23 protein-coding genes and 1 pseudogene are annotated in these 25754 nt (G+C 67.5%); 12 read left to right on the top strand and 12 right to left on the bottom strand.

What is annotated here, in order from left to right:
• Positions 1 to 4: 4 nt before the first annotated feature.
• From ilvN to LAQ73_RS15400, 3 genes are all read right to left on the bottom strand, one after another.
• The gene (ilvN, locus tag LAQ73_RS15410) at positions 5 to 712 is read right to left on the bottom strand and encodes an acetolactate synthase small subunit (RefSeq protein WP_224269142.1); all 708 of its coding nucleotides are present in this window, start codon (positions 710 to 712) and stop codon (positions 5 to 7) included.
• The gene (gene ilvB / locus LAQ73_RS15405; protein WP_224269141.1) at positions 709 to 2469 is read right to left on the bottom strand and encodes a biosynthetic-type acetolactate synthase large subunit; all 1761 of its coding nucleotides are present in this window, start codon (positions 2467 to 2469) and stop codon (positions 709 to 711) included. The genes ilvN and ilvB overlap by 4 nt, the downstream gene beginning before the upstream one ends.
• Before the next feature lie 466 nt (positions 2470 to 2935).
• Complete coding sequence (locus LAQ73_RS15400; RefSeq protein ID WP_224269140.1) at positions 2936 to 4189, bottom strand: LeuA family protein; 1254 nt, start codon at positions 4187 to 4189, stop codon at positions 2936 to 2938.
• 400 nt (positions 4190 to 4589) lie between these two features.
• On the opposite strand from LAQ73_RS15400, the gene LAQ73_RS15395 reads away from it, so the two are divergent.
• On the top strand, positions 4590 to 4880 hold the full coding sequence (locus LAQ73_RS15395) for a DUF5779 family protein (protein ID WP_224269139.1): 291 nt from the start codon (positions 4590 to 4592) through the stop codon (positions 4878 to 4880).
• A gap of 30 nt (positions 4881 to 4910) precedes the next feature.
• Here LAQ73_RS15395 and LAQ73_RS15390 read toward each other — a convergent pair whose 3' ends face one another.
• The 4 genes from LAQ73_RS15390 to LAQ73_RS15375 all read right to left on the bottom strand — a co-directional run bounded on the left by LAQ73_RS15390 (position 4911) and on the right by LAQ73_RS15375 (position 7510).
• On the bottom strand, positions 4911 to 5393 hold the full coding sequence (locus tag LAQ73_RS15390) for a cupin domain-containing protein (RefSeq protein ID WP_224269138.1): 483 nt from the start codon (positions 5391 to 5393) through the stop codon (positions 4911 to 4913).
• A gap of 53 nt (positions 5394 to 5446) precedes the next feature.
• A complete protein-coding gene (locus LAQ73_RS15385) occupies positions 5447 to 6241 on the bottom strand; it encodes a VOC family protein (RefSeq protein ID WP_224269137.1) in 795 nt (264 codons plus the stop codon).
• Positions 6242 to 6365: 124 nt separating this feature from the next.
• A complete protein-coding gene (locus tag LAQ73_RS15380) occupies positions 6366 to 6980 on the bottom strand; it encodes a TetR/AcrR family transcriptional regulator (RefSeq protein ID WP_224269136.1) in 615 nt (204 codons plus the stop codon).
• Between the two features lie 65 nt (positions 6981 to 7045).
• On the bottom strand, positions 7046 to 7510 hold the full coding sequence (locus LAQ73_RS15375) for a zinc ribbon domain-containing protein (RefSeq protein ID WP_224269135.1): 465 nt from the start codon (positions 7508 to 7510) through the stop codon (positions 7046 to 7048).
• 168 nt (positions 7511 to 7678) lie between these two features.
• On the opposite strand from LAQ73_RS15375, the gene LAQ73_RS15370 reads away from it, so the two are divergent.
• Together LAQ73_RS15370 and LAQ73_RS15365 are read left to right on the top strand one after the other, a co-directional pair.
• Positions 7679 to 8362, top strand: coding sequence for a hypothetical protein (locus tag LAQ73_RS15370; RefSeq protein WP_224269134.1), 684 nt, complete (start codon positions 7679 to 7681; stop codon positions 8360 to 8362).
• A gap of 58 nt (positions 8363 to 8420) precedes the next feature.
• Positions 8421 to 8846, top strand: a pseudogene (locus LAQ73_RS15365) (JAB/MPN domain protein-containing protein); the annotation flags it as partial.
• Between the two features lie 54 nt (positions 8847 to 8900).
• On the opposite strand, the gene LAQ73_RS15360 reads toward LAQ73_RS15365, so the two are convergent.
• Positions 8901 to 9110: a ribbon-helix-helix domain-containing protein gene (locus LAQ73_RS15360; RefSeq protein WP_224269133.1), complete on the bottom strand. Its 210-nt coding sequence runs from the start codon at positions 9108 to 9110 to the stop codon at positions 8901 to 8903.
• An 80-nt stretch (positions 9111 to 9190) separates the two neighbouring features.
• Here LAQ73_RS15360 and LAQ73_RS15355 point away from each other — a divergent pair, with 80 nt between their 5' ends.
• Positions 9191 to 9517, top strand: a complete 327-nt coding sequence (locus LAQ73_RS15355; protein ID WP_224269132.1) for a hypothetical protein — start codon at positions 9191 to 9193, stop codon at positions 9515 to 9517.
• A gap of 40 nt (positions 9518 to 9557) precedes the next feature.
• On the opposite strand, the gene aglJ is transcribed toward LAQ73_RS15355, so the two are convergent.
• Positions 9558 to 10514 (bottom strand): S-layer glycoprotein N-glycosyltransferase AglJ, encoded by a 957-nt coding sequence (gene aglJ / locus LAQ73_RS15350; RefSeq protein ID WP_224269131.1) that lies wholly within the window; start codon positions 10512 to 10514, stop codon positions 9558 to 9560.
• A gap of 108 nt (positions 10515 to 10622) precedes the next feature.
• On the opposite strand from aglJ, the gene LAQ73_RS15345 reads away from it, so the two are divergent.
• From LAQ73_RS15345 to LAQ73_RS15330, 4 genes are read left to right on the top strand one after another with little or no spacing between them, the layout of a single operon-like run.
• Positions 10623 to 11765 (top strand): glycosyltransferase, encoded by a 1143-nt coding sequence (locus tag LAQ73_RS15345; RefSeq protein WP_224269130.1) that lies wholly within the window; start codon positions 10623 to 10625, stop codon positions 11763 to 11765.
• Positions 11766 to 11780: 15 nt separating this feature from the next.
• Positions 11781 to 12857, top strand: a complete 1077-nt coding sequence (locus tag LAQ73_RS15340) for a glycosyltransferase family 4 protein (protein WP_224269129.1) — start codon at positions 11781 to 11783, stop codon at positions 12855 to 12857.
• Positions 12854 to 14248, top strand: a complete 1395-nt coding sequence (locus LAQ73_RS15335) for a sulfatase (RefSeq protein WP_224269128.1) — start codon at positions 12854 to 12856, stop codon at positions 14246 to 14248. Before LAQ73_RS15340 ends, LAQ73_RS15335 begins: the two co-directional genes overlap by 4 nt.
• On the top strand, positions 14245 to 15162 hold the full coding sequence (locus tag LAQ73_RS15330) for a hypothetical protein (RefSeq protein ID WP_224269127.1): 918 nt from the start codon (positions 14245 to 14247) through the stop codon (positions 15160 to 15162). Before LAQ73_RS15335 ends, LAQ73_RS15330 begins: the two co-directional genes overlap by 4 nt.
• Positions 15163 to 15198: 36 nt before the next feature.
• Here the strand turns inward: LAQ73_RS15330 and LAQ73_RS15325 are convergent, their stop codons facing one another.
• From LAQ73_RS15325 to LAQ73_RS15315, 3 genes are all read right to left on the bottom strand, one after another.
• A complete protein-coding gene (locus tag LAQ73_RS15325) occupies positions 15199 to 16557 on the bottom strand; it encodes a sulfatase (protein WP_224269126.1) in 1359 nt (452 codons plus the stop codon).
• Positions 16558 to 16666: 109 nt separating this feature from the next.
• Positions 16667 to 18211, bottom strand: coding sequence for an alkaline phosphatase family protein (locus LAQ73_RS15320; protein ID WP_224269125.1), 1545 nt, complete (start codon positions 18209 to 18211; stop codon positions 16667 to 16669).
• A 24-nt stretch (positions 18212 to 18235) separates the two neighbouring features.
• Positions 18236 to 19270 (bottom strand): glycosyltransferase family 4 protein, encoded by a 1035-nt coding sequence (locus tag LAQ73_RS15315; RefSeq protein WP_224269124.1) that lies wholly within the window; start codon positions 19268 to 19270, stop codon positions 18236 to 18238.
• Between the two features lie 173 nt (positions 19271 to 19443).
• Between LAQ73_RS15315 and LAQ73_RS15310 the strand changes: the two genes are divergently transcribed.
• The 4 genes from LAQ73_RS15310 to LAQ73_RS15295 all read left to right on the top strand — a co-directional run bounded on the left by LAQ73_RS15310 (position 19444) and on the right by LAQ73_RS15295 (position 25730).
• Positions 19444 to 20925 (top strand): sulfatase, encoded by a 1482-nt coding sequence (locus LAQ73_RS15310; RefSeq protein WP_224269123.1) that lies wholly within the window; start codon positions 19444 to 19446, stop codon positions 20923 to 20925.
• A 79-nt stretch (positions 20926 to 21004) separates the two neighbouring features.
• Positions 21005 to 22624 carry an alkaline phosphatase family protein gene (locus tag LAQ73_RS15305; protein ID WP_224269122.1) on the top strand — a complete coding sequence of 540 codons (1620 nt, stop codon included), beginning with the start codon at positions 21005 to 21007 and terminating at the stop codon, positions 22622 to 22624.
• Positions 22625 to 22719: 95 nt separating this feature from the next.
• Positions 22720 to 24267, top strand: a complete 1548-nt coding sequence (locus LAQ73_RS15300; RefSeq protein WP_224269121.1) for an alkaline phosphatase family protein — start codon at positions 22720 to 22722, stop codon at positions 24265 to 24267.
• Positions 24267 to 25730, top strand: coding sequence for an oligosaccharide flippase family protein (locus tag LAQ73_RS15295; protein WP_224269120.1), 1464 nt, complete (start codon positions 24267 to 24269; stop codon positions 25728 to 25730). The genes LAQ73_RS15300 and LAQ73_RS15295 overlap by 1 nt, the downstream gene beginning before the upstream one ends.
• Positions 25731 to 25754: the final 24 nt, after the last annotated feature.

Genomic DNA, 25754 nt, shown 5'->3' with positions numbered 1-25754 from the left:
TGTGTCAATTTTCGTCCGCGTCGGTTCCGTCACGATACGTCGAGTCCTTCGGTTCGGTGGAGTGACCGGGTTCTTCGCCGGGCGTCGTCGGCGTGTCGCCGCGGGCCAGCGCCGTCTGCCCGGTTCGAGCGATTTCGATGATGCCGAACTGGCGGAACGCGTCGACGGCGTCGTCGATCTTCTGCTGGTCGCCCGTGATCTGGACCGTGATGGTCCGCGGGCCGGCGTCGAGCGTCTGGCCCTCGTACATCTGGGTGATGGCGTGGACCTTGTCGGGCTCGTCGCCCCGCACTTTCAGCAGGACGAGCTCGGCGCGCACGGCGTCGTCGTCGAGTTCGCCGACCTGGATGACGGGTTTGAGCTTCGACAGCTGCTTTTTCACCTGATCGATGCCGGCGTCGGTCTCCTCGACGACGAGCGTGATTCGCGCGTGGCCGTCGACCGTCGTCGGCCCGACGGTCAGGCTCTCGATGTTGAACTGCCGCCGGGAGAACAGCCCCGAGACGCGAGAGAGCACGCCCGGTTCGTGTTCGACGAGCGCCGAGACGACGGCCGTCCGCTGGCGCGGGTTGGCCTCCGCCTCGGGGTCGATACGGACGCCGTGGGCGCTGCGCCGACCCTTGGGGTGGGGGCGCTCGTCGGGGGCGGGTCCGGGCATGCCGGGCCCCTCGAACTCGTACTCGGGGGCGTCCGTCGACTCCTCGCCGCTCATAGCTGATCCTCCGAGAGGGCGAATCTCCCGTTCGCGCCGCCGCTTGCGACCATCGGGTAGACGTTCTCGGCGGGGTCGATGCGGAAGTCGATGACCGAGGGACCGTCGTAGGCGAGCGCGCTCTCGATGACTTCGGGCACTTCGTCGTACGTCTCGGCGCTGAAGCCGCGCGCGCCGAACGCCTCCGCGAGTTTGGCGAAGTCCGGACACCAGTCGTACTCGGCGGCCATCCGCCGGCCCTCGAAGAACGCGTCCTGCCACTGCCGGACCATCCCGATGTACTCGTTGTTGAGCACGGCGACGGTGATGTCGAGCTCCTCGCGGACGGCGACCGACAGCTCCTGGAGCGTCATCAGGAAGGAGCCGTCGCCGTCAACGCAGACCACGTCCGTGTCGGGTGCCGCGAGTTTCGCGCCGATAGCAGCCGGGAGACCGTATCCCATCGTCCCGAGGCCGTGCGAGGAGACCCACGTGCGCGGGTTCGTAAACGTCCAGAACTGGGCGGCCCACATCTGGTGCTGGCCGACGCCCGTGGTGACGATGGCGTCGTCGGGCGTCGCCTCGTCTAAGGCTTCGACGACGAACTGCGGCTTCAGCGGCTCGTCCTCGGGCGTTTTGTACGCCAGCGGGTACTCCTCTTTCCACGTCCGACACTGCTGCCGCCACTCGCGGGCGTCCGGCGACTGCTCGACTTCCTCGGCCAGTTGGTCGAGGACGGCTTTCGCGTCGCCGACGACGGGGTAGTCCGCGTGGACGTTCTTCGAGATTTCGGCCTCGTCGACGTCGACGTGGACGACCTCGGCTTCGGGTGCGAAGGTGTCGACGCCGCCGGTGAGTCGGTCGTCGAACCGACAGCCGACGGCGACGAGCAGGTCGCAGTGGGTGACCGCCATGTTCGCGTAGCCGGTGCCGTGCATCCCCGCCCACGACAGGCAGAGTTCGTGGTCCTCGGGCATCGACCCGATGGCGGGCATCGTCGTGACGACCGGAATCCCCTTTTCGATGGCGAAGGCGCGAGCTTCCTCGGTGGCGTTGGCCTTGACGACGCCGCCGCCGAACAGAAGCAGCGGTTTCTCCGCGCGCTCGATGGCGCGGGCGGCCGCTTCCACCGATTCGGAATCGGCTTCGGTCGGCGGAGTCGTCGTCTCCGGCGCTTTCGCCGGACCGGGTTCGCGGTCGGTCTCCCCGAGGGAGATGTCCTTCGGCAGGTCGACCAGCGTCGGTCCCGGTCGGCCTTCGGCGGCGAGCGCGAACGCCTCACTCACCGTGTCGCCGACGGTGTCGACGTCGTTCGCGAAGTAGTTGTGCTTCGTGATGGGGGCGGTGACGCCGGTGGTGTCGGCCTCCTGGAACGCGTCCGACCCAACCATCGTCGACGGAACCTGTCCCGTCAGCGCGAGGATGGCGTCCGAGTCCATGTCGGCGTCGGCGATGCCGGTGACGAGGTTCGTCGCGCCCGGCCCCGAGGTGGCGAGGCAGACGCCCGGTTCGCCGGTGACGACGCCGTAGGCGTCGGCGGCGTGCGCCGCGCCCTGTTCGTGCGCCATCGTCACGTGGCGGACGTCGGAGTCGTACAGCGCGTCGTAGATGGGCATGATCGCCCCGCCCTGCACGCCGAAGGCGGTTTCGACGCCCGCGTTTTCGAGCGCGCGGACGACCGACGACGCGCCGGTCGTGACCGGTATCCGCGTCGTCTCGGTCGTCTGCTCGGCCTCGGCGGTCTCTTCGGCTGTCGGCGCTGGCTGTTGTTCACTCATGCTGTGCTCCCTCTCTGCTGTCGGTGTGTGGCTGGTCGGTTCGGTCGCATCGGTGGTGTGCGCGTGGCTTGGTGTCGCGGAGCGCGCGAACCGGTCGCGCGGCTCGCTCTCGGAAACGGTGCGAAACGGTGTCGGAAGAGGGGGTGGTAAGGGGCTAGGCGGCCCCTACAATAATGAGCGAACCGAGGACAGCCTCGCCGCGAAGCGACGGCTCGGGGGCCGTCGCGGACGTGCGGCGTGTGCCTGACTGTCGCATCTCGTTCGCCCCGTATCACCGGTCGGTAAAAACCCTTTCGCGCCGTGCAAACGTTGCCCGAACGGGTCGCGCTCGCACGGGACGGTGCTCTCTCCTCGGTGGCTCGCCCGCGAGGCGGTGCTCTGGCCTCGCGGAGCGAATCGGAAACGCGACTGCTCGCCGGGTGGTTCACCCGTGGCTCTGCGGAGCCTGCGACGCCGCGCCGGGACATCAGGCCCGAACCTCCTCCGGTTCCTCGACATCCGCGTCACGGGCGAACTGTTCCAGGACGCTCATCGTGACGCGACCGCCGTCCGCGCCGTAGTCTTTGACGCGACGGGTGACCTGTTTGACCTCGACGTCCGTCGGCGAGTAGCCCGCATCCTCCAGTCGTTTCCGGACCGAGTGCGCGCCGGTGTGTTTGCCCAGCACGAACTCGCGTTTCGCGCCGACCATCTCCGGCGTCATCACGCCGGGCTCGAAGGTGTCGGCGTTCTCGATGACGCCCGCTGCGTGGATGCCGCTCTCGTGCGAGAAGGCGTTCCGGCCGACGACCGGTTTGTTCGCGGGAACCGGGATGTCCGACTTCTCCTCGACGATGCGGGAGAGTTCGGTGATGCGCGTCGTGTCGACGCCGGTGTCGACGCCGTAGACGCTCTCTGCGGCCATGACAACCTCCTCGAAGGCGGCGTTGCCGGCGCGCTCGCCGATGCCGTTGACCGACACCTGCGCCTGCGCCGCGCCCGCCTCGAACCCCGCCATCGCGTTGGCGGCGGCGAGGCCGAAGTCGTCGTGGGTGTGAACGTCGATGCGCGCGTCGGTGTGCGCTTTGATGGAGCCGATGAGGTCGCCGAAGCGCGTCGGCGTCGCTACCCCACACGTGTCGGGGACGTTTATCCAGTCGACGTCCGCCCCAGTGACGGCCTCGATGATCTCGTAGAGGAACGCCTCGTCGGTCCGCGTGGCGTCCATCGGCGAGAACATCACGTCGACGCCCGCCTCCTTCACTCGTTCGACCGATGCGACCGCCCGTTCGACCGCCTCCTCGCGGGAGGCGTGCATCGAGTCCTGTAGCTGTACGTCACTGGTGCTGACGAACACGTGGACCATGTCGACACCGGCGTCCAGCGCGGCTTCAACGTCGCCGTCGACGACGCGGGCTAACCCGCAGGTGGTCGTCTCCGTCGCGGCCGCGATGTCGCGGACCGCCTCGAACTCCGCGTCGGAGTTGACGGGGAAGCCAGCCTCGACGACGTGGGTGCCCATCGCGTCGAGAATCGACGCGATCTCTCGCTTGTCGTCGTAGCTGAACGAGGTGCGCGGCGACTGTTCGCCGTCGCGCAGGGTGGTGTCGAAGAGCCGTACCGTCTCGATTTCAGATTCGCAGTTCAGTGTGCCGTCGAAGAACTCGACCCGCCGGGGCATCCGACGTGTCCTCCGTGTCGTTGTGAGACATCGTGTCCCGTGCTCGGGGGAACCACACATATAAATCTGTCTCTCCAACAGATTCGGATCCGCTCGCGGGCGAAACGAACGTTCGTGAACGACCGGCGAATCGCGTGAGGGCGACGCCCTATCATTCAACCCTACTCCTTATATTCGATAATATTACCGAAGGTCGGCAGTCGACGGCGTCCGGACGAAACTGCCGTAAAACGGCCGCGGTTCACTGTGCCACCGAGTCGCGCGCGAATTGTCACGAGGAGTGATGAAAAACTGGACAGCCGTTCGAGAGGGGACTACGCAGCGCGTTCCAGGTGCCCGTTCGGTCACAACGAGCGGCTGTCGAACGCGCTCAGAGGTGCGTGCGAAACGAGAGGCCGGTGCGGGGCCGAGACGCGCCGAGAAGGCGAGGATTTTTGATACCCTCGCGCAAGTGCCGCGTATGAGCGAGTTCGACCTCGACCTCCGAACTGCGGAATCCCACATCGAGAACGGCGAAATTCGCGGCGACGTCGTTCTCGGCGTGCTCGACGGGTCGGCGGAGCCGTCCGAGTGGGTCCGAAACGTCAAGGAAGGAAACGTACTGGTGCTGTCTGTACAGGGCGATCTGAACAAACTCGCCGCCGGGTTCGCCCGCGAGGTCAAGGACATGGGCGGGCAACTGATGCACTTCCGGACGTTCCTCGTCGTCAGTCCGCCGGGCGTCGATATCGACACCGACCGACTCCGATAGAGACACCCGAGCCGCGACGCTCGCCGACACTCACTCGAAGCGCCGCGTCTCCGCGTCGCACGCCGCACACGAGAGCACGTACACCGTTCGGCCGTCGTCTTCGACCGCGTCGTACGTTCGGTCGGTCTGCTCGCCGCACGCCGGACACTGCTCCTCGATAACCGCACCGGCTGCGTCTTTCGGCGCGCCGACTGCGACGAATCGACACGGTTCCTCGCCCGCGGCGACGGCGCGGTTCGGCGCGTCCCGAGGGACGAAAAAGACCTCGTCGGCCTCGACCAGAAAGTCGCCGTCGGGAGTCTCGACGCGCAGTTCACCCGAGAGCACGTAAAACAGCTCCTCGTGGTCGGGATGGCGGTGGTAGCCCCACGGCACCTGCTCGCCGGGGTCGGCGGTGAACACGTTGAACCCGAACTCGCTCGCGCCGACCGCCTCGTCGATCTCCTTCTTCTCGCGCGTCGGGTTCGGCGTGTTCGGCACCGACTCGACAGACACCTTGCGGTACTCGGGCATAGACCGGCGTTCGAACCTCTCACCTTTAGGTCCGCGGGCCGCGGCAGAACTGGTTACTCGTCCGCCGCGTCGACGAACGTCAGCACGTGGCCGTCCGAGTCGCGGAGCCGTCGGTCACCGTCGCTCTCGGTCGGCAACGACTCGCAGGCGAACTCTGAGAACGCCTCGGCGGCCGCGTCGGGGTCGTCGACGACCAGGCCTAACTCGACGTGCACGCCGCCGCGGGCGTCCGCGAGTCCCAACTGCGGCTCCCACAGTTCGAGGTCGAAGGGACGGAACGGCGAGCGCTGCCGGCGCTCGCCGGGCCCGCGGAGACGGACGCGCCGTCGCTTCTCGCCGCGGTCGACCACCTCGAAGCCGAGTTCGGCGTAGCGTCGCTCCGCGGCGTCGAGGTCGGTCACCTCGAGAACGACCTCGAAGACGCCCGTGAGGGAGGGCGTGGGACCACCGGAGGCGTCTCGGCGCTCGCCCGCCTCGTCGTCACCGCCGTCGGCTTCGTCACCGTCGTCGCCGTCGGTGCCCCCGATTTCGACGCAGTGGTCGTCGGGGTCGTCGACGTACAGCGAGCGGTACGACCCGAACTGCACCTCCTCGGGGTCCAGATTCGAGAGGTGGTCGAGCCACCGGTCGTACTCGTCGCCGGGCGCGGAGAACGCGAAGTGGGTGTGGAGGCCGCCGCGCGGGACGCCCGTCGGCCGTCGAATCCGGAGGTCGACGGGACCGACGGGGTAGACGACCGTTCGCCCGTCGTCGCTCGCGGCGTCGAGACCGAGTCGGTCGCCGTAGAACGCCCGCGCGCGGTCGAGGTACTTCACTTCGAGGCCGAGATGTGCGAGGCTGACCAGCATGTGGAGTCGTACGCCCGTGACTGGCAAGAGCGCGTCGGCGAGAAGGCGGAGGCGAGACGCGAGCGCGACAGGTGAGAAGACGACGAGAGGAGGTGAGAAGCGAGAAGACGACGAGAAACGGCCCTTACGCGTCGGCTTCGGGCTGAAGTTCGTCGATGAGGTAGGTGAACAGCGCGTCGCGGAGTTCGTCCGGCGCGTCGTCTTCGTCGAGCGTCACCCAGCGGACCCGAGCGCCCTGTAGCGCCGAGAGAACGAGTTTCGCGACGGCGTCGGGGTCGACCTCGCGGAACGTCCCCTGTTCGACGCCGTCGGCGATGATGTCGGCGAACAGGTCGTGAACGGCGGCGTCGTTGGTCGCCAACTGGTCGCGGAACGCGTCGTTGTAGGGTGCCTGTGCGCGGAGTTCGAGAAGCGTCGTCTGAAACGCCTTGTGCGCCTCGCGGTCCGGGCCGAACAGCAGCATGTCGACGAGCGTCGTCAGGCGCTCTAACGGGTCCGACTCCTCGTCGAGCGCGAGCCGCTCGTCGAGTTGCGCCAGCATGTAGTCGAGTAGCGCGACGAGCAGCTCGTCTTTGGTGTCGTAGTGGTAGTGTAGCAGCGATTTGCTCTTGTCGAACTCGTCGGCGATCTTCTGCATCGTCAGCCCGGCGTACCCGTGTTTGGTCAGCGCGCGGAACGTCGCCTCCATGATGGCGTCGCGCGTCGGCCGGTCCGTCGTCGTCTCCTCGGTGTCACCCATCGGTCGATTTGACTCGTCGAACGCGTCGCTTATAGCTTCTGTCTCTGCGCCCCGCGCCCGTCGGGTCAGCCGTCGGTGTCGGAGTCGATTCGCTCCGCGCACCAGGGGCAGAACTCCATCTCGGCTTCGACCTCTTTCCCGCAGTTCGGACAGTTCCACGTGGCTTCGGCGTCCATCGTGCTGCTGTCGCCCTCGCTTGCGGCGGCCGCATCCTCGGCGCGGAGCGTGCGGACGCCGACGAGAACGGCGTCGAGCGCGCTCGCCACGATGACGAACGAGACGAGCAGCAGCTCTTCGAGGACGGCCGGCGAGCTGGGAGCCTGGCCGGCGACGAACGGCGACCCCTGCGAGATCGTGGAGTCGAGAAACTCGACCGTCGCCGGAGAGAAGAACAGTTCTCCGACGAGGATGACGAGCGCCATCCACGCGATAGCGCGCCGCCACCGGCGCAGATACAGGTGGCCGAGTCCGGCGATGAGCATCCCGAGCGCACCGGCGATGAACGGCTTCAGCCGTCGGAGACTGACCATAGTCGGGAGAAATCAGCAGTCGAACTTGAACGTTCTGTTCGACGGAACTGAGAGTCCGAGTCGACTGGAGGGAACCGGCCGCGCGGAACCGGACGAGGACGCGCTGTTGAGGCTCGGCGGGGTGCGATCGGAGCGTCATTTATCCGTCTTCCGGCCGACTCTGTGCGTATGCCGATGAAAGGTGGCCGCGAGGAGCTCCGCGAGATAGACCGGTGGGAACACGGAGTCGGGTGGATGGCTCACCCCGACGAGGAGATGCAGCGCGCGAGTCACGCACTGGAACTCGACGGCGAAGTGTGGGTCGTCGACCCCGTAGACACCGACGGCGTCGACGAACTGCTCGCCGAGTTCGGCGACGTCGCCGGCGTCGTCGTCGGCCTCGACCGACACAAACGCGACGCCGCGGTGCTGGCCCGTCGACACGGCGTTACCGTGTACGTCCCCGACTGGATGAGCGGGGTCGCAAAGAAACTGAACGCCGACGTCGAGCGGTTCGGCCGCGAACTCGGCGACACGGGCGTTCGCGCGCTCACCGTCCGCAACTCGACGATACCGCCGTGGCAGGAGGTCGGCCTCTACGACGAGTCGACCGGGACGCTCGTCGTCCCCGAGGCGCTCGGGACGGTGGCGTACTTCCTCGCCGAGGGCGAACGCCTGGGCGTCCACCCGATGATTCGGCTGTTCCCGCCGACTCGTGCGCTCTCGGGACTCGACCCCGAGCGGATTCTCGTCAGCCACGGCCCCGGCGTCCACGAGAACGCGAGCGAGGCGCTCACCGACGCGCTCGAGAACTCGCGGAGACGGACGCCGTCGCTGTACGGGAAGACGCTGAAGATGATGGTCTCGGGGTAGCGGAGCAGCGTCGACTCGGTCCTCACGGCGAGTCAACGAGGTTATATCACCGCACCCGGAACGCTCGCGCGTGGTCTACGTAACCCGCGGACTGGTCGACGTGCTCTTGGATCTCGCCGAGGACGCCGAACCCGAACGGACGAACGTCGTGCTGGCGACGACGCCCGCCGGCGAGTTCGAGGCGGACCTCGGGGTGGACCCCGAGACCCCCATTCTGACGCACTTTTACCTGCCGGATGCCGGGCAAGCGGTCAACGCGATCTTCGGCGTCGACCTAGCGACGCCCGCGGGCCGGGGGCGAGCACGGTTCGTCAGCCACCCGCAGGGAAAGCTCGAAGTGACGAAGAGCGACGACCTCGCGGGCGTCGTCCTCGTCGCGGTCCCCCCGTGGGAGGACCGCTCGCTCGCGGCGTTCGACCGGTCGGGGACGCGGCTGGAACTGTCGATTCTCGACGCCGAACCGCCGCAAGAGTCGTTTACGTGAGTCGGGCGACCGGTGCTACGCCGGTCCAACGGCGGTCGTTCTCCGACCGCGACGCTACTTCAGATAGCCGAGGTCGGTCAGCTGGTCGGCGATCTCCTCGAACTCCGCTTCGGTGAGATGGCCCTGTCGCTGGTGTTGGATGACGATACTCCGGAGCAGGAAGCGGACGAGGTCGCTCGTGCTAGAGAAACTCGTCCCTTCGATGGTGTCGTCGACGCGTTCGGCGAGCTCCTTCGGGATGGAGACGGTCGTGTACTCCGTCATACGCCATCTCAGGGACGGCGTCCGGATAAAGACGCTGACTGCCGTTGGGGTTTTTGTCCTTCGAGTCCCAACACCGGGTCATGGCAGCGCGGCCCCCACAGCGCGATAGCTCCGAGCCCGACCAGATCGAGTTCGGCATCGCCGCTCTCGACGCGCGACTATCGGACGCCGGGGTACAGTTCCCCGCGACGAGCGGCGAACTCGTCGCCGAGATAGACGCCACCGAGATTCCCTGCGACGCTTCGGGAAACACGTTGAGCCTCTCGGAGGCGTTAGACCGGATTCACCAGGACCGGTTCGAGAACAAGACGGAGTTGCTCGACAAACTCCACCCGGTGTTCGAGGAGGAACGAGCGGCCGTCAGCAAGAGCGTCTTCGGCCGCCTCCGCGCACTGATACCGTTCTGAGTCGTCCGTCGCGCTGTTCGACCCGTATGACACGGAGTGATTACTGCTTCTGTCTCGGCTTCCGTCTCGGAGTCGAGGCGTCCGTCTTCTCGTCGAGTTCCTCGATTTTCCGGAGTTGCTCGCGGTGGAACGTGAGAATCATGTCCGCCAGGACGCCGAAGATGAGCAGTTGGACGCCGAAGAGGATTCCCGCGGCCGCGCCGACGGCGATGACCTCGTGCGAGACGCGCGGCGGGACGAACCACTCGTAGGCGACGTAGAACGTCAACAGCAGTCCCGTCAGCGTCGAGAGCGCACCGACGCTCCCGAAGTAGAACAGCGGGTTGTTCGTCTTCGCGCGACGGTAGAGTTCGAGGAAGATGATGCTGCCGTCGCGGAACGGGCGGAGGTTCGTGTCCGAGCCGTCCGGCCGGGGGTGGTAGGTGACGGGAACGACGGCCGTCCGCACGTCCCGTTTGGCGCACTCGACGGACATCTCGGTCTCGATGCCGAAGCCGTCGGAGGTGAGGTCGAGTCGCTCGAAGGAGTCGCGGGTAAAGGCGCGGTAGCCGCTGAGGATGTCGGCGAACTCCTCGCCGTGGATGTAGGCGAACGCCCGGTTGACGATGCGGTTGCCGAGTTTGTTCAACCCGGTCATCGCCCCGGGGCGCATGTCGGCGAAGCGGTTGCCGACGACGTGTTCGTAGCCGCGGTCCAACGGTTCGAGCATCGCCTCGGCGTCGCTGGGCGGGTTCGTCCCGTCGCCGTCGGCCATCAGCACGTACGGCGCGTCGATATACTCCATCGCCTCGCGGATGGCTTGGCCCTTTCCGGTCCCGGACTGGGTCTCGACACGTGCGCCGTGCTGACGGGCAATGTCGCGCGTGCCGTCCGTGGAGTGACCGTCGATGACGAGGATGTCCGAGAAGCCTTGCGCGCGGTAACCGTCGACGACCTCGCCGATAGTCTCGGCCTCGTCGTACGTGGGGAGGAGCACACAGACGTCGGCGCGGTCCATTGGCGTGACCTGTGTGAGGGGCGCATAAAAACGCTTCCTCCTGCTCTCGAATCGGGCTGCAAACCCACATCGCGGGGATTTTTGTCGCCCCGCCGGATACCGGCAGCTATGAAGCGTCTCGCCCGGCTTGCCGGCCTGCTGTTCTTCCTGGTCGGTCTGCCGTACGCGCTGTTCCTGCTGCTGATGGGCCTCCTCCGACCGGAGGGGTCGCCCGCCGACAAACGCCCGAACGAGCCGACCGTGAGCGTCGTCCTCCCCACGTACAACGAGGAGCGCATCGTCGAGAACAAACTCGAAGATATCCTCGCGCTCGACTACCCGATGGAGAAGGTCGAGGTCGTCGTCGTCGACTCCAGCGACGACGCGACACCCGACCTCGTCGAGGCGTTCTTCGCCGAGCGCGACGCCCCGACGCTGACGCTCCTGCGCGAGGACGAACGTCGCGGACTGGCCATCGCGCTCAACGAGGCGTACGCGGCGGCCTCGAACGAGGTCGTCGTCAAGACCGACTGCGACTCCAAAATCGCTCCCGACGCGCTCCGCGAGGCGGTGGCGAACCTCGCCGACCCCGACGTACAGGGCGTCACCGGTCGGAACGTCGACGTGCTCGGCGGTAGCGAGGTCGAGGAAGGCTACCGCGACATCCAGGCGCGGATCCAAACGGTAGAGTCGCACATCGACTCGACGCTCATCTTCCACGGGCCGTTCTCGGCGTTCGAGCGCGACGCCATCGTCCCCATCGACGAGGACTCCATCGCCGACGACACCGAACTGGCGATGAAGATTCGGAAAAACGGCGGGCGCGTCGTCTTCGACCCGGCGATTCGCTACATGGAGGCGTCGCACTCGGCGTTCCGGAAACGACGAAAGCAGAAGGACCGCCGCGCGATGGGCCTCATCCGCCTGCTCTCGCGCAACCGCGACGCGCTGTTCCGCCACGGGCTGTACGGCTGGGTCGTCCTCCCGTTCAACTGGTGTTTCATGGTGCTGTCGCCGTGGGCCATCGCCGCCGGAATCGTCCTTTTCACGCTCGCGCTGGCGGCGTTCGGCGGCCCGCTCGCGCTCGCGGTGCCGGTGCTCCTTCTGACGGTCGTCGCGCTGGGTTCGACGGAGCGACTCGGCCCGGTACAGCCGGCGTACGCCCTGTTCGACACGCAGATATCGCTGTGGTGGGCGAGCGTCCGACTCCTTCAGGGTGAGGGCGGCCCCATCTGGGAGGTCGACGCCGAACTCCGCGAGGCGTACGAGTGAGCGTCCGATAAGCCGATGCACGTTCTGCAGGTCACCCACCGCTATCCGCCCCGCACAGGCGGCGTCGAGACGCACGTCCAGCGGGTCAGCGAGGAACTCGTCGCCCGCGGCCACGACGTCACCGTCGTCACGGCCGACGCCGGGTCCGGCGTGTCACGGCGCGAACGACGAAACGGTGTGCGAATCCGCCGCTGCCGAGGCGTCGCCCCCGGCGGGGCGTTCCACTTCGCGCCGGGCGTCGCGCAGGTCGTCGCCGACGCCGACGCGGATGTCGACGTCGTCCACGCGCACAACTACCACTCGTTCCCGCTCGCGCTGGCCGCCCTCCGCGTCGGATCGCGGGCGTTCGTCGCCACGCCCCACTACCACGGCTCCAGCGCCGACAGCCTCCGCGACCGACTGCTCGGACTCTACCGCCCCATCGGGGGATGGGCGCTCCGTCGCGCCGACGCCATCGTAGCGGTCAGCGAGTGGGAGCGAGCACAGTTGAAGCGGGATTTCGGCGTCGACGCGACGGTGGTTCCGAACGGCCTCGACGTCGGCCGATTCGAGCACGCGACGCCGCTCGAGCGCTCGCGGCCGTACCTGCTCACGGTCGGTCGGCTCGTCGAGTACAAGGGCGTCCAGCACGCGATTCGCGCGCTCGCCTCGCTGCCGGGGTACGACCTCCTCGTCGCCGGAAGCGGCCCGTACCGCGCCGAGTTGGAGGCGCTCGCGCGCGACATCGGCGGCGACGACCGCGTCCAGTTTCTGGGTTACGTTGCCGACGAAGAGTTGCCCGCTCTGTACGCGGGCGCGGCGGCGCACCTCGCGCTGTCGACGCACGAGGCGTACGGGATGACCGTCGCCGAGTCGCTCGCCGCCGGGACGCCGGCGCTCGTCAGGGAGGCGGGCGCGCTCGTCGACTGGGCCGACAGAGCGGACTGCGAGGGTATCTCGCGCGTCGACCCCGAGACGGTGGCCGACGCCGTCCGGCGGGTGGTCGAGCGCGACGCGCCCGCGACGCCGCTGCCGACGTGGACCGAGGTGGTCGACGCGCTCGAATCGAAGTACCGTGCGCTTTTATCCTCCGACACGGAGGGTCGGCCATGAACGTCCTCCTCGTCACCGTCGACTCGCTGCGGGCCGACCGGGTGGACGACCGGGTGATGCCCTTCGCCCGGTCGTTCGCCGACGCCGCGTTAGAGTTCACGGACTGCGTCGCCAACGGACCGTCGACGCCCGCGTCGTTCCCGGCGATTCACGCTAGCCGCCACTTTGCGAGCATCGAAGGCCTCGGCATCCCCGAAGCGGGACGGGGAGAGCGAGGTGACGGCGTCGTCACGCTCGCCGAACGACTCCGCGAGGCCGGCTACGCGACGGCGGGCTTCACGGACAACCACTTCGCCAGCGGCAGTTACCACTACGACCGCGGCTTCGACCTGATGCACGACGCCAGCGGCTCCGCCGAAGCGGGCAAACTCAAGCAGTTCGTCCAGTCGAACCTCGACAAAGACGGTCCCCTCTTTCGGACCATCGAACGCGTCTACAACCGCGTCGACGCCGCGATGGCGACGGCCTCCGGCGGCGACGCCAGCGAGTACGAGCGCGCCGAGTCGCTGAATCGGCGCTTTCTCGACTGGGTCGACACCGTGTCTGACGACCAACCGTGGTTCGCGTGGCTCCACTACATGGACGTCCACCACCCCTACGAAGCGCCCGACGAGTACCAACGGCAGTTCATCGACGCGCCGCTGAGCGTCGCCGACTGCCGCCGACTCTCGCGGAAGGGAACCCACCACCCCGAGGAGATGACCGACGCCGAGTGGGAGACGATTCGCCGCCTCTACGACGCCGAGTGCGCCTACACCGACGACCAGTTCGAGGCGCTCGTCGAGGCACTTGAGGAGCGAGGGACGCGCGAGGAGACCGTCGTCTGCCTCACCGCCGACCACGGCGAACTCGTCGGCGAGCACGACCACGCGGGCCACCCGCCGGAGTTCTGGGAGGGCGTCGTCCGCGTGCCGTTCGTCCTCGACGGCGTCGGTGGCGACGAAACGGGCCGAGAAACCGTCGACGGTCAGATACGCCTGCTCGACACCGCGCCGACGCTCGCGGACGCGGTCGGCGTCGACGCGCCGTCGACGTGGCAGGGCGAGTCGGCGCTCGAACTCGCCCGCGGCGAAATCGGCGCCCGCGAGTACGCCTTCGGCGACGTCGGCCGGCAGGTCGACTACGGGCGCTGTTACGCCCGACGCGCCGACGGCTGGAAACTGCTCCGTCACGCCGACGACGGCGAGTTCTTCTTCAACGTCCGCGAGACGCCCGACGAACAACCCGAGGACGACCGCAGAGAGTCGAATCCCGGGGAGTACGAGGCGCTGAGCGCGGCGTTAGACGAGCATCGAGAGAAGATGAGCCGGTTCCGCGCGGGCGACGTCGCCGTCGACGAGGACGACGAGATGGTCGAGAAACACCTGCGGGACTTGGGGTACGTGGAATGACGTTCGCTGACTGGCTCTCCGACACGGAGAATCGAATCCGGGACGACGGCGTCGCGGGCCTCCGCGAGAGCGGCTACGAACTGTATCTCGGGGGCTTGCGCCGCGTCAACGAGTTCTACCCGACGGGCACGAACGTCTACGACCGCGAGTGGGACGCGCTGATTCTCCTCGACGCCTGTCGTGTCGATCTGATGCGCGAAGTCGCCGGCGAGTATCCGTTCTTGAACCATCCTGACGAACTGGTCTCCGTCGGCAGTTCCTCTATCGACTGGATGGAGCGGACGTTCACCGACGACCATCGCGACGAGATGCGCCGGACGGCGTACGTCACCGGTAACCCGTTCAGCCACCGAATACTGTCCGAAAATGACCTCGTTCGACTCGACGACGTGTGGCGCTACGCGTGGGACGACGACGAAGGGACGATTCCCGCCCGACCCATCACCGACCGCGCCATCGCGGCGGGTCGCGAGACCGACGCCGACCGCCTCGTCGTCCACTACATGCAGCCGCACTTCCCCTCGGTTCCCGACCCCCTCGGCGGCGGGATGAACAGCGAGACGCTCGGCGAAGGTGCCGGGTGGGACTCGCCGTGGGACCGACTGCGACGCGGCGAACTCACCGAAGCGCGAGTCTGGGAGAGCTACCGGTCGAACCTCCGCTACGTGCTGGACGAGGTCGCCCTTCTCCTCGAAAATCTCGACGCCGAGCGGGTCGTTATCAGCGCCGACCACGGCAACGCGAAGGGCGAGTGGGGCGTCTACGGCCACCCGAAGGTGCCGCTGCCGTCGGTTCGGCGGGTGCCGTGGTACGAGACGACCGCCGAGGACGAGGGGACGCACGAACCGACGACCGAGCGAAACGTCGAGCGCGGCGATATCGAAGAGAAACTGGGCGCGCTCGGCTATCTCTGAGCGTCGCGGCGATTCTATTCTCCGGATCAGCGGTCGTCAGTCGATGTAGCCGAGGTTCGTGAGTCGTTCCTGCACGTCGCTCATCCCGTCGCCGCCTTTCTCGACGGAGACGGTGACGCCCTCTCGGTCGCGGAGGTGCGCTCTCAGCACCGCTTCGAGTTCCTCGGGGTGGTCGCCCCAGCGGTCGTTTCGCTCTAAGGGGTCGTCGGGCCGGAAGTAGGCGTGCCAGCCGGTGTCAGGATGATAGAGCACCTTCCACTCGTCGCCGACGGCCGCCGCGCGGGCGTCGCCTTCGCCGGCTAAGTTCTCGACGACGACCGATTCTCGCGTCTCTCGCTCGTCGCCGAGCAGCGAGGGTCGATCACTCAGACGTTCGTCGCTCCCGGCGATTTTCAGAATCGTACTCCCGAGGTCCAACAGCGTGTGCGGCCCCTTGACGCGACCCGTCTCGCCGACGTTCCGCATCACCAGCGGGACGCGGGTGAGTGTGTCGTACATCCGCTGGGAAGAGTGACCGTACTCGCCGTGTTCGCCGAGTTCGTCGCCGTGGTCGCTGTGGACGACGAGCGCCGCGTCGTCGTTGCCCGTCTCCTCGAGGAGACCGTCCAACTTCCGGAGGAACGCGTCGGCGTGGCGTATCTCGTTGTCGTAGGCGTTGACGATAGCGGGGCGGCGGTCGCCGGTGCGCTCGGGGTACCGCCGCATGACGTAGTTCCACGCGTGCGCGCCGCGGAAGCCCGGTTGCTCCCACTCGCAGTACTCGGGCGGCGCGCACCAGGGGTGGTGCGTGTCGACGAGCAGGACCCACAGGAACCACGGTTCGGGTGCGTTGCGGACGAACTGCTCGACGTCGTCCCACATCCGCTCCCACTCGACGTACGACGGCGTCTTCAGCGCGATGTTACGACCGTGGATGACCGCACCGGCGACGCCGAGGCGGCGCAGTGTCGGCAGCAGTCGTTCCTTTTTCACCCGGTTCCACCATCTCGCTGAATCGGAGTCTCCGTCGGATTCGGTGACGACGTTGTCCTTGTACACGTCCCACCCGCGGTCCCAACCGTAGAATCGACTCATGAGCGCGTTCGAGTGGACCGCGCCGGTGTAGTAGCCGGCGTCCGAGAGCGCCTCAGAGAGCAGGCGGCGGTCGGCGTTGGCCGCTTTCCAGTCTGCGGGTTCTATGGACTGCTGGGTCGCGTCGGCGTGCGCGCCGGTGAACGCGCCGGTGAAACTCGTGATGGTGCCGACGCCCGGCACCTGGGCATCTTCGAAGACGAGACCGTCCTCGGCGACGCTCGTCAGAAACGGGGCGGTCTCACGCTCGTACCCGTGGGCTGAGAGGTGGTCGGCGCGAACGCTGTCCCACGAGACGAGGAGGGTGTTCGGGCGGTCGGACATACGCCACCGTCGTCGGCGTCTCGTTTGTATTTTGTGAGTTTTTCCGAATCTGGTGAGTCGTCGCGGGTCTACGCGGCCCAACGCAGTCTGTGCGCTCGACTGCCGACACTCATTCCATGTATCCCAGATCCCGCAGCGTCTCCTGGACTTCGTCGCCCGCCGTCTCGCCGCCGCCTGACGTCGCCGTCTCCGGCCCCTGCTCGACGCTTCGCTGCTGGGGTTCGCCGATGAGGATGGCCCGCTGGACGTCGCCGTCGATATCTTGGGGGACGGGCGCGCCGAACCAGTGGAGGATAGTCGGTGCGAGGTCGTAGAGCGTGCAGTCGAACCGGCCGGAACTGAACCCCTCGCCCCACGCGCCGAAGATACCCTGACGGCGGTGCGTCGCCAGCCACTCGGTCCGCTCGCCGAACACACGGCCGCCGATGGCTTCGGGCGCGTCGACGCCCGTCGCGTACTCGACGACGAGGTCGGGGGCGCGGTGCAGGTCGCCCGTGTAGATCTCCTCCGGTCGGTGAACCGCCGCCGCGACGGGGTCGCCGTCGGGCGTCTCCAGCGACGAGAGCGCCTCGGTGAGTGACTTGCGATACGACCGACGCTCGGCCTCGCTCTCGAAGGCGTCGCCGTTGAGGTAGATGGGACCGCGACCGAGCGAGATGGCCTTCGTCTCCGACCAGTTTATCGGCGCGTCTTGGATGGCGACGCGGCCGCTCTCGCTGGGGAAAAAGCGCTGCAGCGACTCCGGAATCAGCCCCTGCGCGAGGTTGACGAGGCCGAGTCGGTCGACGACGCGCTTGAGACGTTCGCGCGTGATGCCGACGGAGGCGAGCGTGTCGCGCCCGCCCGCGTCACCGACGGCGAGGTCGCCGCGGTCGGCGAGCCACTGGTTGACGAGGAACGTCTCCTCGATCTCGGTGAAGCCGTGGTCGCTCATCAGAAACACCGCCTCAGTGTCCTCGCGGTCGAGCAACGCCGCGATTCGGCGGTCGATTCGTTCGTACAGCTCTCGAATCTTCTCTGGTTGGTCCCAGAGCCGGTGCTGGACCGTGTCGGTGACGAAGACGGTGAGGTGGACGAGGTCACAGCCCTTCTCGTCGGCGAACCACTCGGCGGCGTCGAAGCGCTGGTCGGCGAGCGTCTTCGCCTCCGAGGTGAGTTCGTCGGGCGACGCCTCGTCGAGAACGAGGTCCGGTTTCGTCCGGTAGTTCGGTACTGCGTCGAGGAGTTCGGCCTTGAGCGAGTTCGGTTTCGTGAACTCGCCGCGTTCGGAGGCGGGGCTCCCGGCGACGGTCAGCACGCCGTCGTCGGTGTTCGGCGGGTGCGTCGTCGGCATGTTGACGACCGCGGGAGTAAACCCTCGGTCGGCCAGCACGTCCCAGTACTCCCGCGAGCGGAAGTTCGAGGAGTCGTTGATCGTTATCGACTGCGACTCGCGGTCGAAGCCGAACCACTCGTATACCCCGAGCTTCCCGGGCGTCTTCCCGGTCGAGTAGCATTTCCAAGCGGGGAAGGTGATGGGCGGGAGCGTGCTCTCCAAATTCCCGGTGACGCCCTCGTCGGCGATACGGGCCAGTCCCGGAAAGTCGCCCGCGTCGATGCCGTCGCGGAGCAACGACCAGTCGGCCCCGTCGAGTCCGACGACGTAGACGGTCATGTCCGGGCTATCGGCGCACCCGCGTTAAAGTGCTTCGAGTACGGCGTCGAACGCCTCAGCGAACGCGTTCTTGCGAGTGTCAGCGTCGAACGTCGCGCCGCGCTCGCGGGCGCGCGCGGACAGTTCACGACGTTCGGCTTCACCCTGCTCGAAGTAGGCGACGACGCCCGCCGCGAGCGCATCGGGCGACGCGTCGACGACGAGGTCCGGCGAGAGCGTGCGGGCCTCCGAACGCGTCCCCGTGGTCTCGGTGACCAGCGGCGGCAGTCCGGCGCGCATCGCTTCGAGCACGCTGACGGGGAACGTGTCCATCCGCGAGGGCTGGACGTAGAGCGAGGCGGGCGCGAACGCGTCGGCCAGGTTCTCGACGTAGCCGCGGACCTCGACGCCGGGCGTCTCGGCGTACGACTCGGGGTGGCCGCCGCCGACGACGTGCAGTTCCGCGTCGGGAATCGACTCGCGGACCGTCGGCCACGCTTCGACCAGCATCTCGACGCCCTTGTAGCGCCACGGCCGGCCGACGGTGACGGCGACGTTCGCGTCGATGTCGGGGGAGACGCCGCCGAGAGCGTCGTACACCTCGGGTTGGACGTAGGGATGGGCGACTTCGATGGGCGTGTCCGGGCCGACGAGAGGCCGCGTGAAGTCGGCGGCGAACTCGGAGACGGCGACGACGCCGTCGACGAATCGAGAGCCGACCGCGCCGATAGCCGGTTTGCCGAAGCGGCCGACGAGCGACTTGAAGCCGGAACTGCCCTCGAAGTCGGCGCGGCCGAGGCTGTAGAGGCCGTGGTCCGCACAGAGGTAGACGAGTTTCGAGCGTCGGACCGCCCGATGCGTGAGTGCCGCGTACAGCGGCCGGGAGCCCTCGACGAGGTAGACGTCGTACGAGGGGTAGCGAAGGCCGTTGTACACGTCGCCGACGACGCTGTCGGAGAGCGGCCCCAGCGGATGTCGCTGGAAGTCGACGAGGTCGGCGTCGACGGCCTCGGCGAAGCCTCGGTGGGCGGGGTGAGGATCCTGGTACAGCATCGCAACCCGCGCAGTCCGTCGGTTCACGGCAGAAGCGGCGGGCGAGAGGTGTATAAATCCGCTGGAGTCGACGCGACGCCGACGCCGAACGGCTCAGACACCGACGCCGAACGGCGTGGTCCGAACTAAGGGGAACGCGAGCGGCTCGGAAACGAACCGGACACAAAAAGCGATATTACAGTTCCTTCGAAACGGCCGCTATGACCTCTCCGCCCAACGTGCTCCTCGTCATCTGCGATACCCTCCGGGTGGACGCGCTCTCCTGTTACGCCGAGGACGCGCCGCCGACGCCGAATCTCGACCGTCTCGCCGCCGAGGGGACGACGTTCGAGAACGCCTTCGCCGTCGGATCGTGGACGCCGCCCTCACACGGTGCGCTGTTCACGGGACGCTACCCCTCCGAGACAGGGTTCGCCGGCGCATGGCCGACGCTGCCGGCCGATGAGAGAGTGATGGCCGAACATTTCGGCGAGGCGGGGTACGCGACCATCGGGATACCGGGGCCGTCGAAGATGGGGTCGCCGGTGGGACTCGACCGCGGGTTCGACGAGTACTACGAGGTGTACGAGGAGATGGCCGAGCGGCCATCGCTGCCGTACCTCCGACAACTGCTCACCGACGGGTTCGTCCGCCGCGACTTCGTGCGCCTCGCCGCCCGCGGCAACGACTACTACACTCGAATCAAGATCGAGAAGCTCCAGCGGTTCGTCTCCGAGGCCGACGCGCCGTGGTTCGCCATGGCGAATCTCACCACGGTCCACGCGCCGTACTGGGTGCCGAAGCCGTACATGCGCGAGGAGACGCCCGAACTCCACCGTCCGTTCTGCCCCCTGCTGGAGGAGTTTCTCCCGTCTACGGTGCGGTTCGACCGCGACGACGTGCGACCCGAACAGCTGTTCGCGGCGGCCGACGGCGCGTCGGCGACGAGCGTTGCGATGCGGCAGTACGAGACCGGCGACTATCTCACGGACGCGGAGCTCTCGGTACTCCGGGCGTGGTACCGCGCCTGCGTCCGGTATCTCGACGCTCAACTCGGCGACCTGCTCGACTGGCTCGACGAGACGGGACGTCGCGAGGAGACGCACGTCGTCCTCACCTCCGACCACGGCGAGTGTTTCGGCGAACACGGGACGATGTACCACGGTTACTTCCTGCACGACGAACTGCTGCACGTCCCGCTTCTCGTCAGCGGTCCCGAAGTCCCCGACGGAGAACGCCGCTCGGACCTCGTCTCGCTCGTCGACCTGTTCGACACGGTTTGCGACCTCTCGGGCATCGCAGCGCCGGATGCGACGAGCGGACGGGCGCTGTTCGCCGGTGGCGCGGACGACGGAGACGAGTCGACCGACGAGCGCAACGCGGTGTTCGCCGAGACCGCGGTCGTGGACGAACGCGACCGAGAGGCGGTCTCGGAGGTGTCGACGGAGACGCTCGCGGCGTTCGAGCGGGGCAAGAAGTCGATTCGGACGGTGACGCATCGCCTCGAACTGCGGTCGGACGGCAGTGAGCAACTGCACGACGTGCGGACGGGCGCGGAGGTGGACGACTCCGAGGTCGCAGACGCACTGCGCGAGCAGTTGGTCGAAACGCTCGGCGAGGAGTTCGTCGTCGACGGCGAGAGAGAACGGGAGTACAGCGCGGGCGTCGAGCGGAATCTTCGAGAGCTCGGTTACCTCGAATAGCCCGCTCTGAGTCGGTCGAGGGCAACCCTCGAACGAACAGATAGGGAACGTTTTACCGACCAAGCCTGTGCGGGAAACCATGCGAACCCTGTTGGTCGGGCTCGACGCCGCCTGTCTTCCCGTGCTTCGACCGCTGTTCGACGACGGGGACCTGCCGACGCTTCGCTCCGTGTTCGACGAGGGCGCGACCGCCCCGCTGGAGTCGCAGATCCCGCCGTGGACCGCGAGCGCGTGGCCCTCGCTGTACACCGGGAGGAACCCCGGAAAACACGGCGTCTTCGACTTTCTCTCCTTCGACGGCTACGAGTGGGACATCGTCAACTCGACGGACGTGAAGGCGCGGACGATGTGGGAGTACGCCGACGAAGCCGGCATGACGAGCGTCGTCGTCAACGCGCCGGTCACCGACCCGCCGCGCGAGTTCGACGGCGCGCTCGTCCCGGGGTATCTGGCCGCGGAGAACCCGCGCTGTCACCCGGACGGGATTCTCGAAGCAATCGAGGACGAGGTCGGTCCCTACCGCGTCTACGCGGAGCGGGAGACCGACGAGCGGCGGAGCGACGAGGCGAAGTTCCGCGACTACGTCGAACTGACGCACCTGCGCGGGCGGACGTTCTGCTACCTCGCCGACCGGTTCGACCCCGAGTTCGGCTTCGTGCAGTTCCAGAAGACCGACGCCGTCTTCCACGATTTCCCGGGCGACGCGGCGAAAGTCAGAGACGTCTACCACGCCGTCGACGAGGAACTCGCCGAGATTCTCGACGCCTGCGACCCCGACATCGTCGTCGTCGCCAGCGACCACGGAATGGGCGAGTACAGCGGTCACGAGTTCCGCGTCAACCAGTTCCTGAAGGAACGGGGCCGAGTCGTCACTGCCCGCGGCGGCCAGGACGTCCCCTCGTGGTTCCAGATTAAGGACAGCGAACTGACCGACGAGTCGGGTTCGGACGAAGACAGTGGCGACAGCGGCACGCAGATTCTCTCGACCGTCGCGGCCGCGGCGGCGCGCGCAGGGCTGACGTACCAGCGCGGCAAGGCGATTCTCGACCGAGTCGGCCTCGCGGAGTTCGTCGGCCGCCACGTTCCCGTCTCCGTCGTCTTCGCCGCCAGCGAGTCCGTCGACTTCGCGGCCTCGGAGGCGTACCTCCGCTCGCCCTCGGAACTGGGCGTTCGGCTGAACGTCGAGGGGAGAGAACCCGACGGGACGATTCCGGAGGACGAGTACGACGCCGTCCGCGAGGCGCTGATAGAGGAGTTGCGCGCGGCGGAGACGCCCGAGGGCGCGCCGGTGTTCGAGCGCGTCGCCCCCCGCGAGGAACTGTTCGAGGGACCGTACGTCGACGAGGCCGTCGACATTGTCACCGTTCCCACGGACTTCGAACACTCGCTGTCGGCGCTCGTCGGCGAGCAGTTCGGCGACCCCGAACCGTGGAACCACAAACTCGACGGCGTCGTCTCGGTCTCCGGCGCGGGCGTCGACGCCGATGCCGACCTCTCGGAGGCGCACCTGTTCGACGTCGCGCCGACGGTGTTGGCGACGTTGGGTATCGCGCCGGACGTGGAGATGGACGGCGAGGCGCTCTCGTGCGTTTCGGGACCGGAGCCCAAGACGTATCCCGAGTTCGACGTGGGCGGGCGGACGCGGACCGACGACGACGAGGTGGCCGGTCGACTCGCTGATTTGGGGTATCTGGAGTAGTTTCGGGAAACGCACGGAACCGCGAGAACCGGCGCGAACCTCCGTCACTTCCGGAGACCGAACGCCTTTTGGTCGAAACCGACATCGCTTCCGGCATGATTGTCCTCGGTCTGGACGGCGCGACCCACTCGCTGCTTCGCCCGTGGGTCGACGCGGGCCATCTGCCGACGTTCGCCCGCCTCTACGAGGAGAGCGTCCACGGCGACCTCGAAAGCACCATCCCGGAGATCACGGTGCCGGCGTGGCCCGCCTTCGCCACCGGCCGGAACCCCGAGCGACTCGACGTCTACGGCTTCACCCACTTCAACCGCGAGACGCGCGAACTGGACCTCAGCCACGACGAGTTCATCCCCGGAAAGATGTGGGACGTCGTCGACGACCAGGGCGGGCGCTGCGTCGTGTTCAACATCCCCGGGTCGTACCCGTGGCAGGCCATCGACGGCACCATCGTCGCCGCCGCCCCCGAGTACAAGGAGAGCTACAGCCACCCCGAGGACCGCTGGGACGAACTGGAGTCCGTCGTCGGCGAGTACAAACTCCGAAACGACGCGACGCCCGGGAGCCGACGCTACGTCGACCAGAGCCTCTCGCTCGTCGACAAGCGCTTCGACGGCTTCGAGCATTTCATCCGGAAGGAAGACCCCGAACTGGCGGTGGGACTGATTCGCGCGACCGACCGCGTGGCCCACCACTACTGGTCGACCGACCCCGACGAGTCGAACGCGCTGTTCGAGGTGTACCGCCGCGTCGACGAGCGTCTGGGGGAGTTCCTCGACGCCCACGACGACGAGGACGTCGTCGTGATGAGCGACCACGGCTTCGAGGCCGTCTCGAAGAAGTTCGCGCCGAACTACGTGCTGTCGCAGGCCGGACTCGTCGGCCTCCGCGAGAGCGGCGACGGGAAGAAACAGGCGCTCGGGAAACTCCGCGACGCCGCCAGCGACGTGCTGGGTCGCGTCGGCCTGCTGACGCTCGCGCGCAACGTCGTCCCCGAGAGCTACGTCGCCGACCTCCCGACGGGGTCGGCGCTCGGCCTGGACAACGCCATCAGCCTCGGGCGCGTCGACTGGGGGCGAACTCGCGCCGTCGCCGATGTCGGTCAGAAGACGACGATGGTGTACGCGCTCCCCGACGACGCCGACGAGCGCGCGGAAATCATCGCACACGCCCGGGAGAAACTCGCCGAGGCGGCCGACGACGTCGGCCTCGACGTGCGCTTCGTCGAACTCGACCGCGGCGGCCCGCACACGCCTGATCTGGCGATGGTCATCGAGACGCCCGAAGTCCACGCCTCCTCGCGGTTCGACGCGGAGTCGCCGCTGTTCGATGTCTCGACGAGCGGCCACGCTCGTCACGGCATCTTCTTCGCCCGCGGCCCGTCGTTCCGCACCGGGACCGTCGAGGGCGCGGCCATCACCGACATCGCGCCGACGGTACTGCACGCGCTCGGCCGGACGCTCCCCTCGTCGACCGACGGCGAGGTGCTCGACGTGTTCGCGCCCGACACCGACGCCGCCGAGCGAGACCCCGAGTACTACGACTTCGTCGGCGGCGGGGCGGTCAACGAGGGCGGCGTCTCCGGCGACGACGAGCGCGAAACCGAGGTCAAATCCCGCCTCCGCGAACTCGGTTACCTCGAATAATGACGGTCGGCGCGGAGGTTTCGAAGCGGTTTCTGGCGAACGTCTTCGGAACCGTCGCCGGGTTCGCCGGGACGGTGTTCTTCACGCGGGAGCTCGGCGCGCCGGGACTCGGCGTCTACGCCATCTTCACGAGTTTCCAGATGGCGGCGGCGACAGTCGTCACGTTCGGTCTCTTCAGCGCCCTCACGAAGCGCGTGAGCGAGGGCGAGAACCAGGCGAAACACTTCACGAGCGGCATCCTCATCGTCCTCGTCGGAACGGCGCTCTCTGCGCTCGCGTTCGCGGCGGCCGCGCCGCTGGTGAACGGGGTTCTCGACGCCGACGCCGCGCTGTTGGTTCCGCTCGGCATCCTCTCGTGGAGCCTCATGCGAGTGGCCGGGGCGTTCCTCGAAGGGAAAGGAGAGGTTGCGCTGGCGGGCTTCATCGAGAACGGACGGTACGTCGTCATCGTCGGCCTCCAGACCGCGCTGTTGCTCGCCGGATACGGTGTGTACGCGCTGCTGTGGGGGCTCGTTCTCGGACAGTTCGCGACGTTTCTCGTCGCCTACCTCGGCTACGCACGGGTCGTCCCGGCGTTCCCCTCGCGCGAACTCGTCGGCGACTTCTTCTCCTTCTCGAAGTACACCTACGTGCAGTCGCTCGGCTCGCAGCTGTTCAAACAGGCCGACTACATCGTTCTCGGGCAGCTGTTCGGCACGGGAGCGGCCGGGCTGTACAAGATTTCCTTCACGCTGACGGAGGCGGCGATGCTGTTCTCGTCGGCGCTGTCGGACGTCTCGTTCCCGGAGTTCTCCCGACTCCAGGCGAACGACCGCGGCGAGCGGATACGCGAACTGCTCGCAAAGTCGGTGACGTACGCCGGCCTGTTCGCCATCCCGGCCATCGGCGGCGGCCTCGTCGTCGGCAACGACCTCCTATCGGTCGTCTACGGCGTCGCCCCCGGGACGGTCTCGCTGGGGGCGCTGGGCGCGGTCGGCGTCGGCAACCTCCTCATCGCCGTGCTCGCGCTGGCGAATCTCTCGAACGGCTACCGGAGCGTCCTCGAATCGTACTTCCTCGGGACGAATCGCCCCCGTATCAGCGCGCTCAGTTCGGTCGTGCTCATCGTGACCTACGCCGTCTTGGTCCTCCCGCTGGCCGAACTGGGCGGCACTATCGGACTCGGCCTCGTGACCACGCTCAGTTTCGGCGGCAGCTGTCTGCTCCTGTGGCGAACGCTCGACTACCGGCCGACCCGAGCCGTCGCGAAGGACGTGGGAACGCAACTGGCGGCGACCGTCGTCATGATGGCCGTCGTCGCGACGCTGTACGCGGTTCTCGACGGCGTCTCCGGCGCTCTCACGCTCTGTCTGTTGCTCGGCGTCGGCGGTGTGACGTACTTCGCGTCGTTGCTCGTCGTGAACGGACGACTCAGAAACGACGCCTGGTGGGTCGTACGGGACCTGACGGGCGAGATTCGCTAACTTCCGGCCGTTAGCGTATCATAA

Origin of the sequence: Haloprofundus salinisoli, assembly GCF_020097815.1 — an archaeon.
In the GTDB taxonomy this organism is placed as follows: domain Archaea; phylum Halobacteriota; class Halobacteria; order Halobacteriales; family Haloferacaceae; genus Haloprofundus; species Haloprofundus salinisoli.
Note: the sequence above shows the minus strand (reverse complement) of the source record. Positions and strands in the feature narration are given on the sequence as shown.

Excerpts from the sequence above, each read along its gene's own strand:
- LAQ73_RS15380 (WP_224269136.1), bottom strand. The coding sequence starts at position 6,980 with ATGGGTGACACCGAGGAGACGACGACGGACCGGCCGACGCGCGACGCC.
- LAQ73_RS15390 (WP_224269138.1), bottom strand. The coding sequence starts at position 5,393 with ATGCCCGAGTACCGCAAGGTGTCTGTCGAGTCGGTGCCGAACACGCCG.
- LAQ73_RS15340 (WP_224269129.1), top strand. The coding sequence starts at position 11,781 with ATGCACGTTCTGCAGGTCACCCACCGCTATCCGCCCCGCACAGGCGGC.
- LAQ73_RS15400 (WP_224269140.1), bottom strand. The coding sequence starts at position 4,189 with ATGTGTGGTTCCCCCGAGCACGGGACACGATGTCTCACAACGACACGG.
- LAQ73_RS15345 (WP_224269130.1), top strand. The coding sequence starts at position 10,623 with ATGAAGCGTCTCGCCCGGCTTGCCGGCCTGCTGTTCTTCCTGGTCGGT.
- ilvB (WP_224269141.1), bottom strand. The coding sequence starts at position 2,469 with ATGAGTGAACAACAGCCAGCGCCGACAGCCGAAGAGACCGCCGAGGCC.
- ilvN (WP_224269142.1), bottom strand. The coding sequence starts at position 712 with ATGAGCGGCGAGGAGTCGACGGACGCCCCCGAGTACGAGTTCGAGGGG.
- LAQ73_RS15295 (WP_224269120.1), top strand. The coding sequence starts at position 24,267 with ATGACGGTCGGCGCGGAGGTTTCGAAGCGGTTTCTGGCGAACGTCTTC.
- LAQ73_RS15305 (WP_224269122.1), top strand. The coding sequence starts at position 21,005 with ATGCGAACCCTGTTGGTCGGGCTCGACGCCGCCTGTCTTCCCGTGCTT.
- LAQ73_RS15395 (WP_224269139.1), top strand. The coding sequence starts at position 4,590 with ATGAGCGAGTTCGACCTCGACCTCCGAACTGCGGAATCCCACATCGAG.
- LAQ73_RS15330 (WP_224269127.1), top strand. The coding sequence starts at position 14,245 with ATGACGTTCGCTGACTGGCTCTCCGACACGGAGAATCGAATCCGGGAC.
- LAQ73_RS15335 (WP_224269128.1), top strand. The coding sequence starts at position 12,854 with ATGAACGTCCTCCTCGTCACCGTCGACTCGCTGCGGGCCGACCGGGTG.
- LAQ73_RS15325 (WP_224269126.1), bottom strand. The coding sequence starts at position 16,557 with ATGTCCGACCGCCCGAACACCCTCCTCGTCTCGTGGGACAGCGTTCGC.
- LAQ73_RS15355 (WP_224269132.1), top strand. The coding sequence starts at position 9,191 with ATGGCAGCGCGGCCCCCACAGCGCGATAGCTCCGAGCCCGACCAGATC.
- LAQ73_RS15300 (WP_224269121.1), top strand. The coding sequence starts at position 22,720 with ATGATTGTCCTCGGTCTGGACGGCGCGACCCACTCGCTGCTTCGCCCG.
- aglJ (WP_224269131.1), bottom strand. The coding sequence starts at position 10,514 with ATGGACCGCGCCGACGTCTGTGTGCTCCTCCCCACGTACGACGAGGCC.
- LAQ73_RS15375 (WP_224269135.1), bottom strand. The coding sequence starts at position 7,510 with ATGGTCAGTCTCCGACGGCTGAAGCCGTTCATCGCCGGTGCGCTCGGG.
- LAQ73_RS15320 (WP_224269125.1), bottom strand. The coding sequence starts at position 18,211 with ATGACCGTCTACGTCGTCGGACTCGACGGGGCCGACTGGTCGTTGCTC.
- LAQ73_RS15370 (WP_224269134.1), top strand. The coding sequence starts at position 7,679 with ATGCCGATGAAAGGTGGCCGCGAGGAGCTCCGCGAGATAGACCGGTGG.
- LAQ73_RS15360 (WP_224269133.1), bottom strand. The coding sequence starts at position 9,110 with ATGACGGAGTACACGACCGTCTCCATCCCGAAGGAGCTCGCCGAACGC.
- LAQ73_RS15310 (WP_224269123.1), top strand. The coding sequence starts at position 19,444 with ATGACCTCTCCGCCCAACGTGCTCCTCGTCATCTGCGATACCCTCCGG.
- LAQ73_RS15385 (WP_224269137.1), bottom strand. The coding sequence starts at position 6,241 with ATGCTGGTCAGCCTCGCACATCTCGGCCTCGAAGTGAAGTACCTCGAC.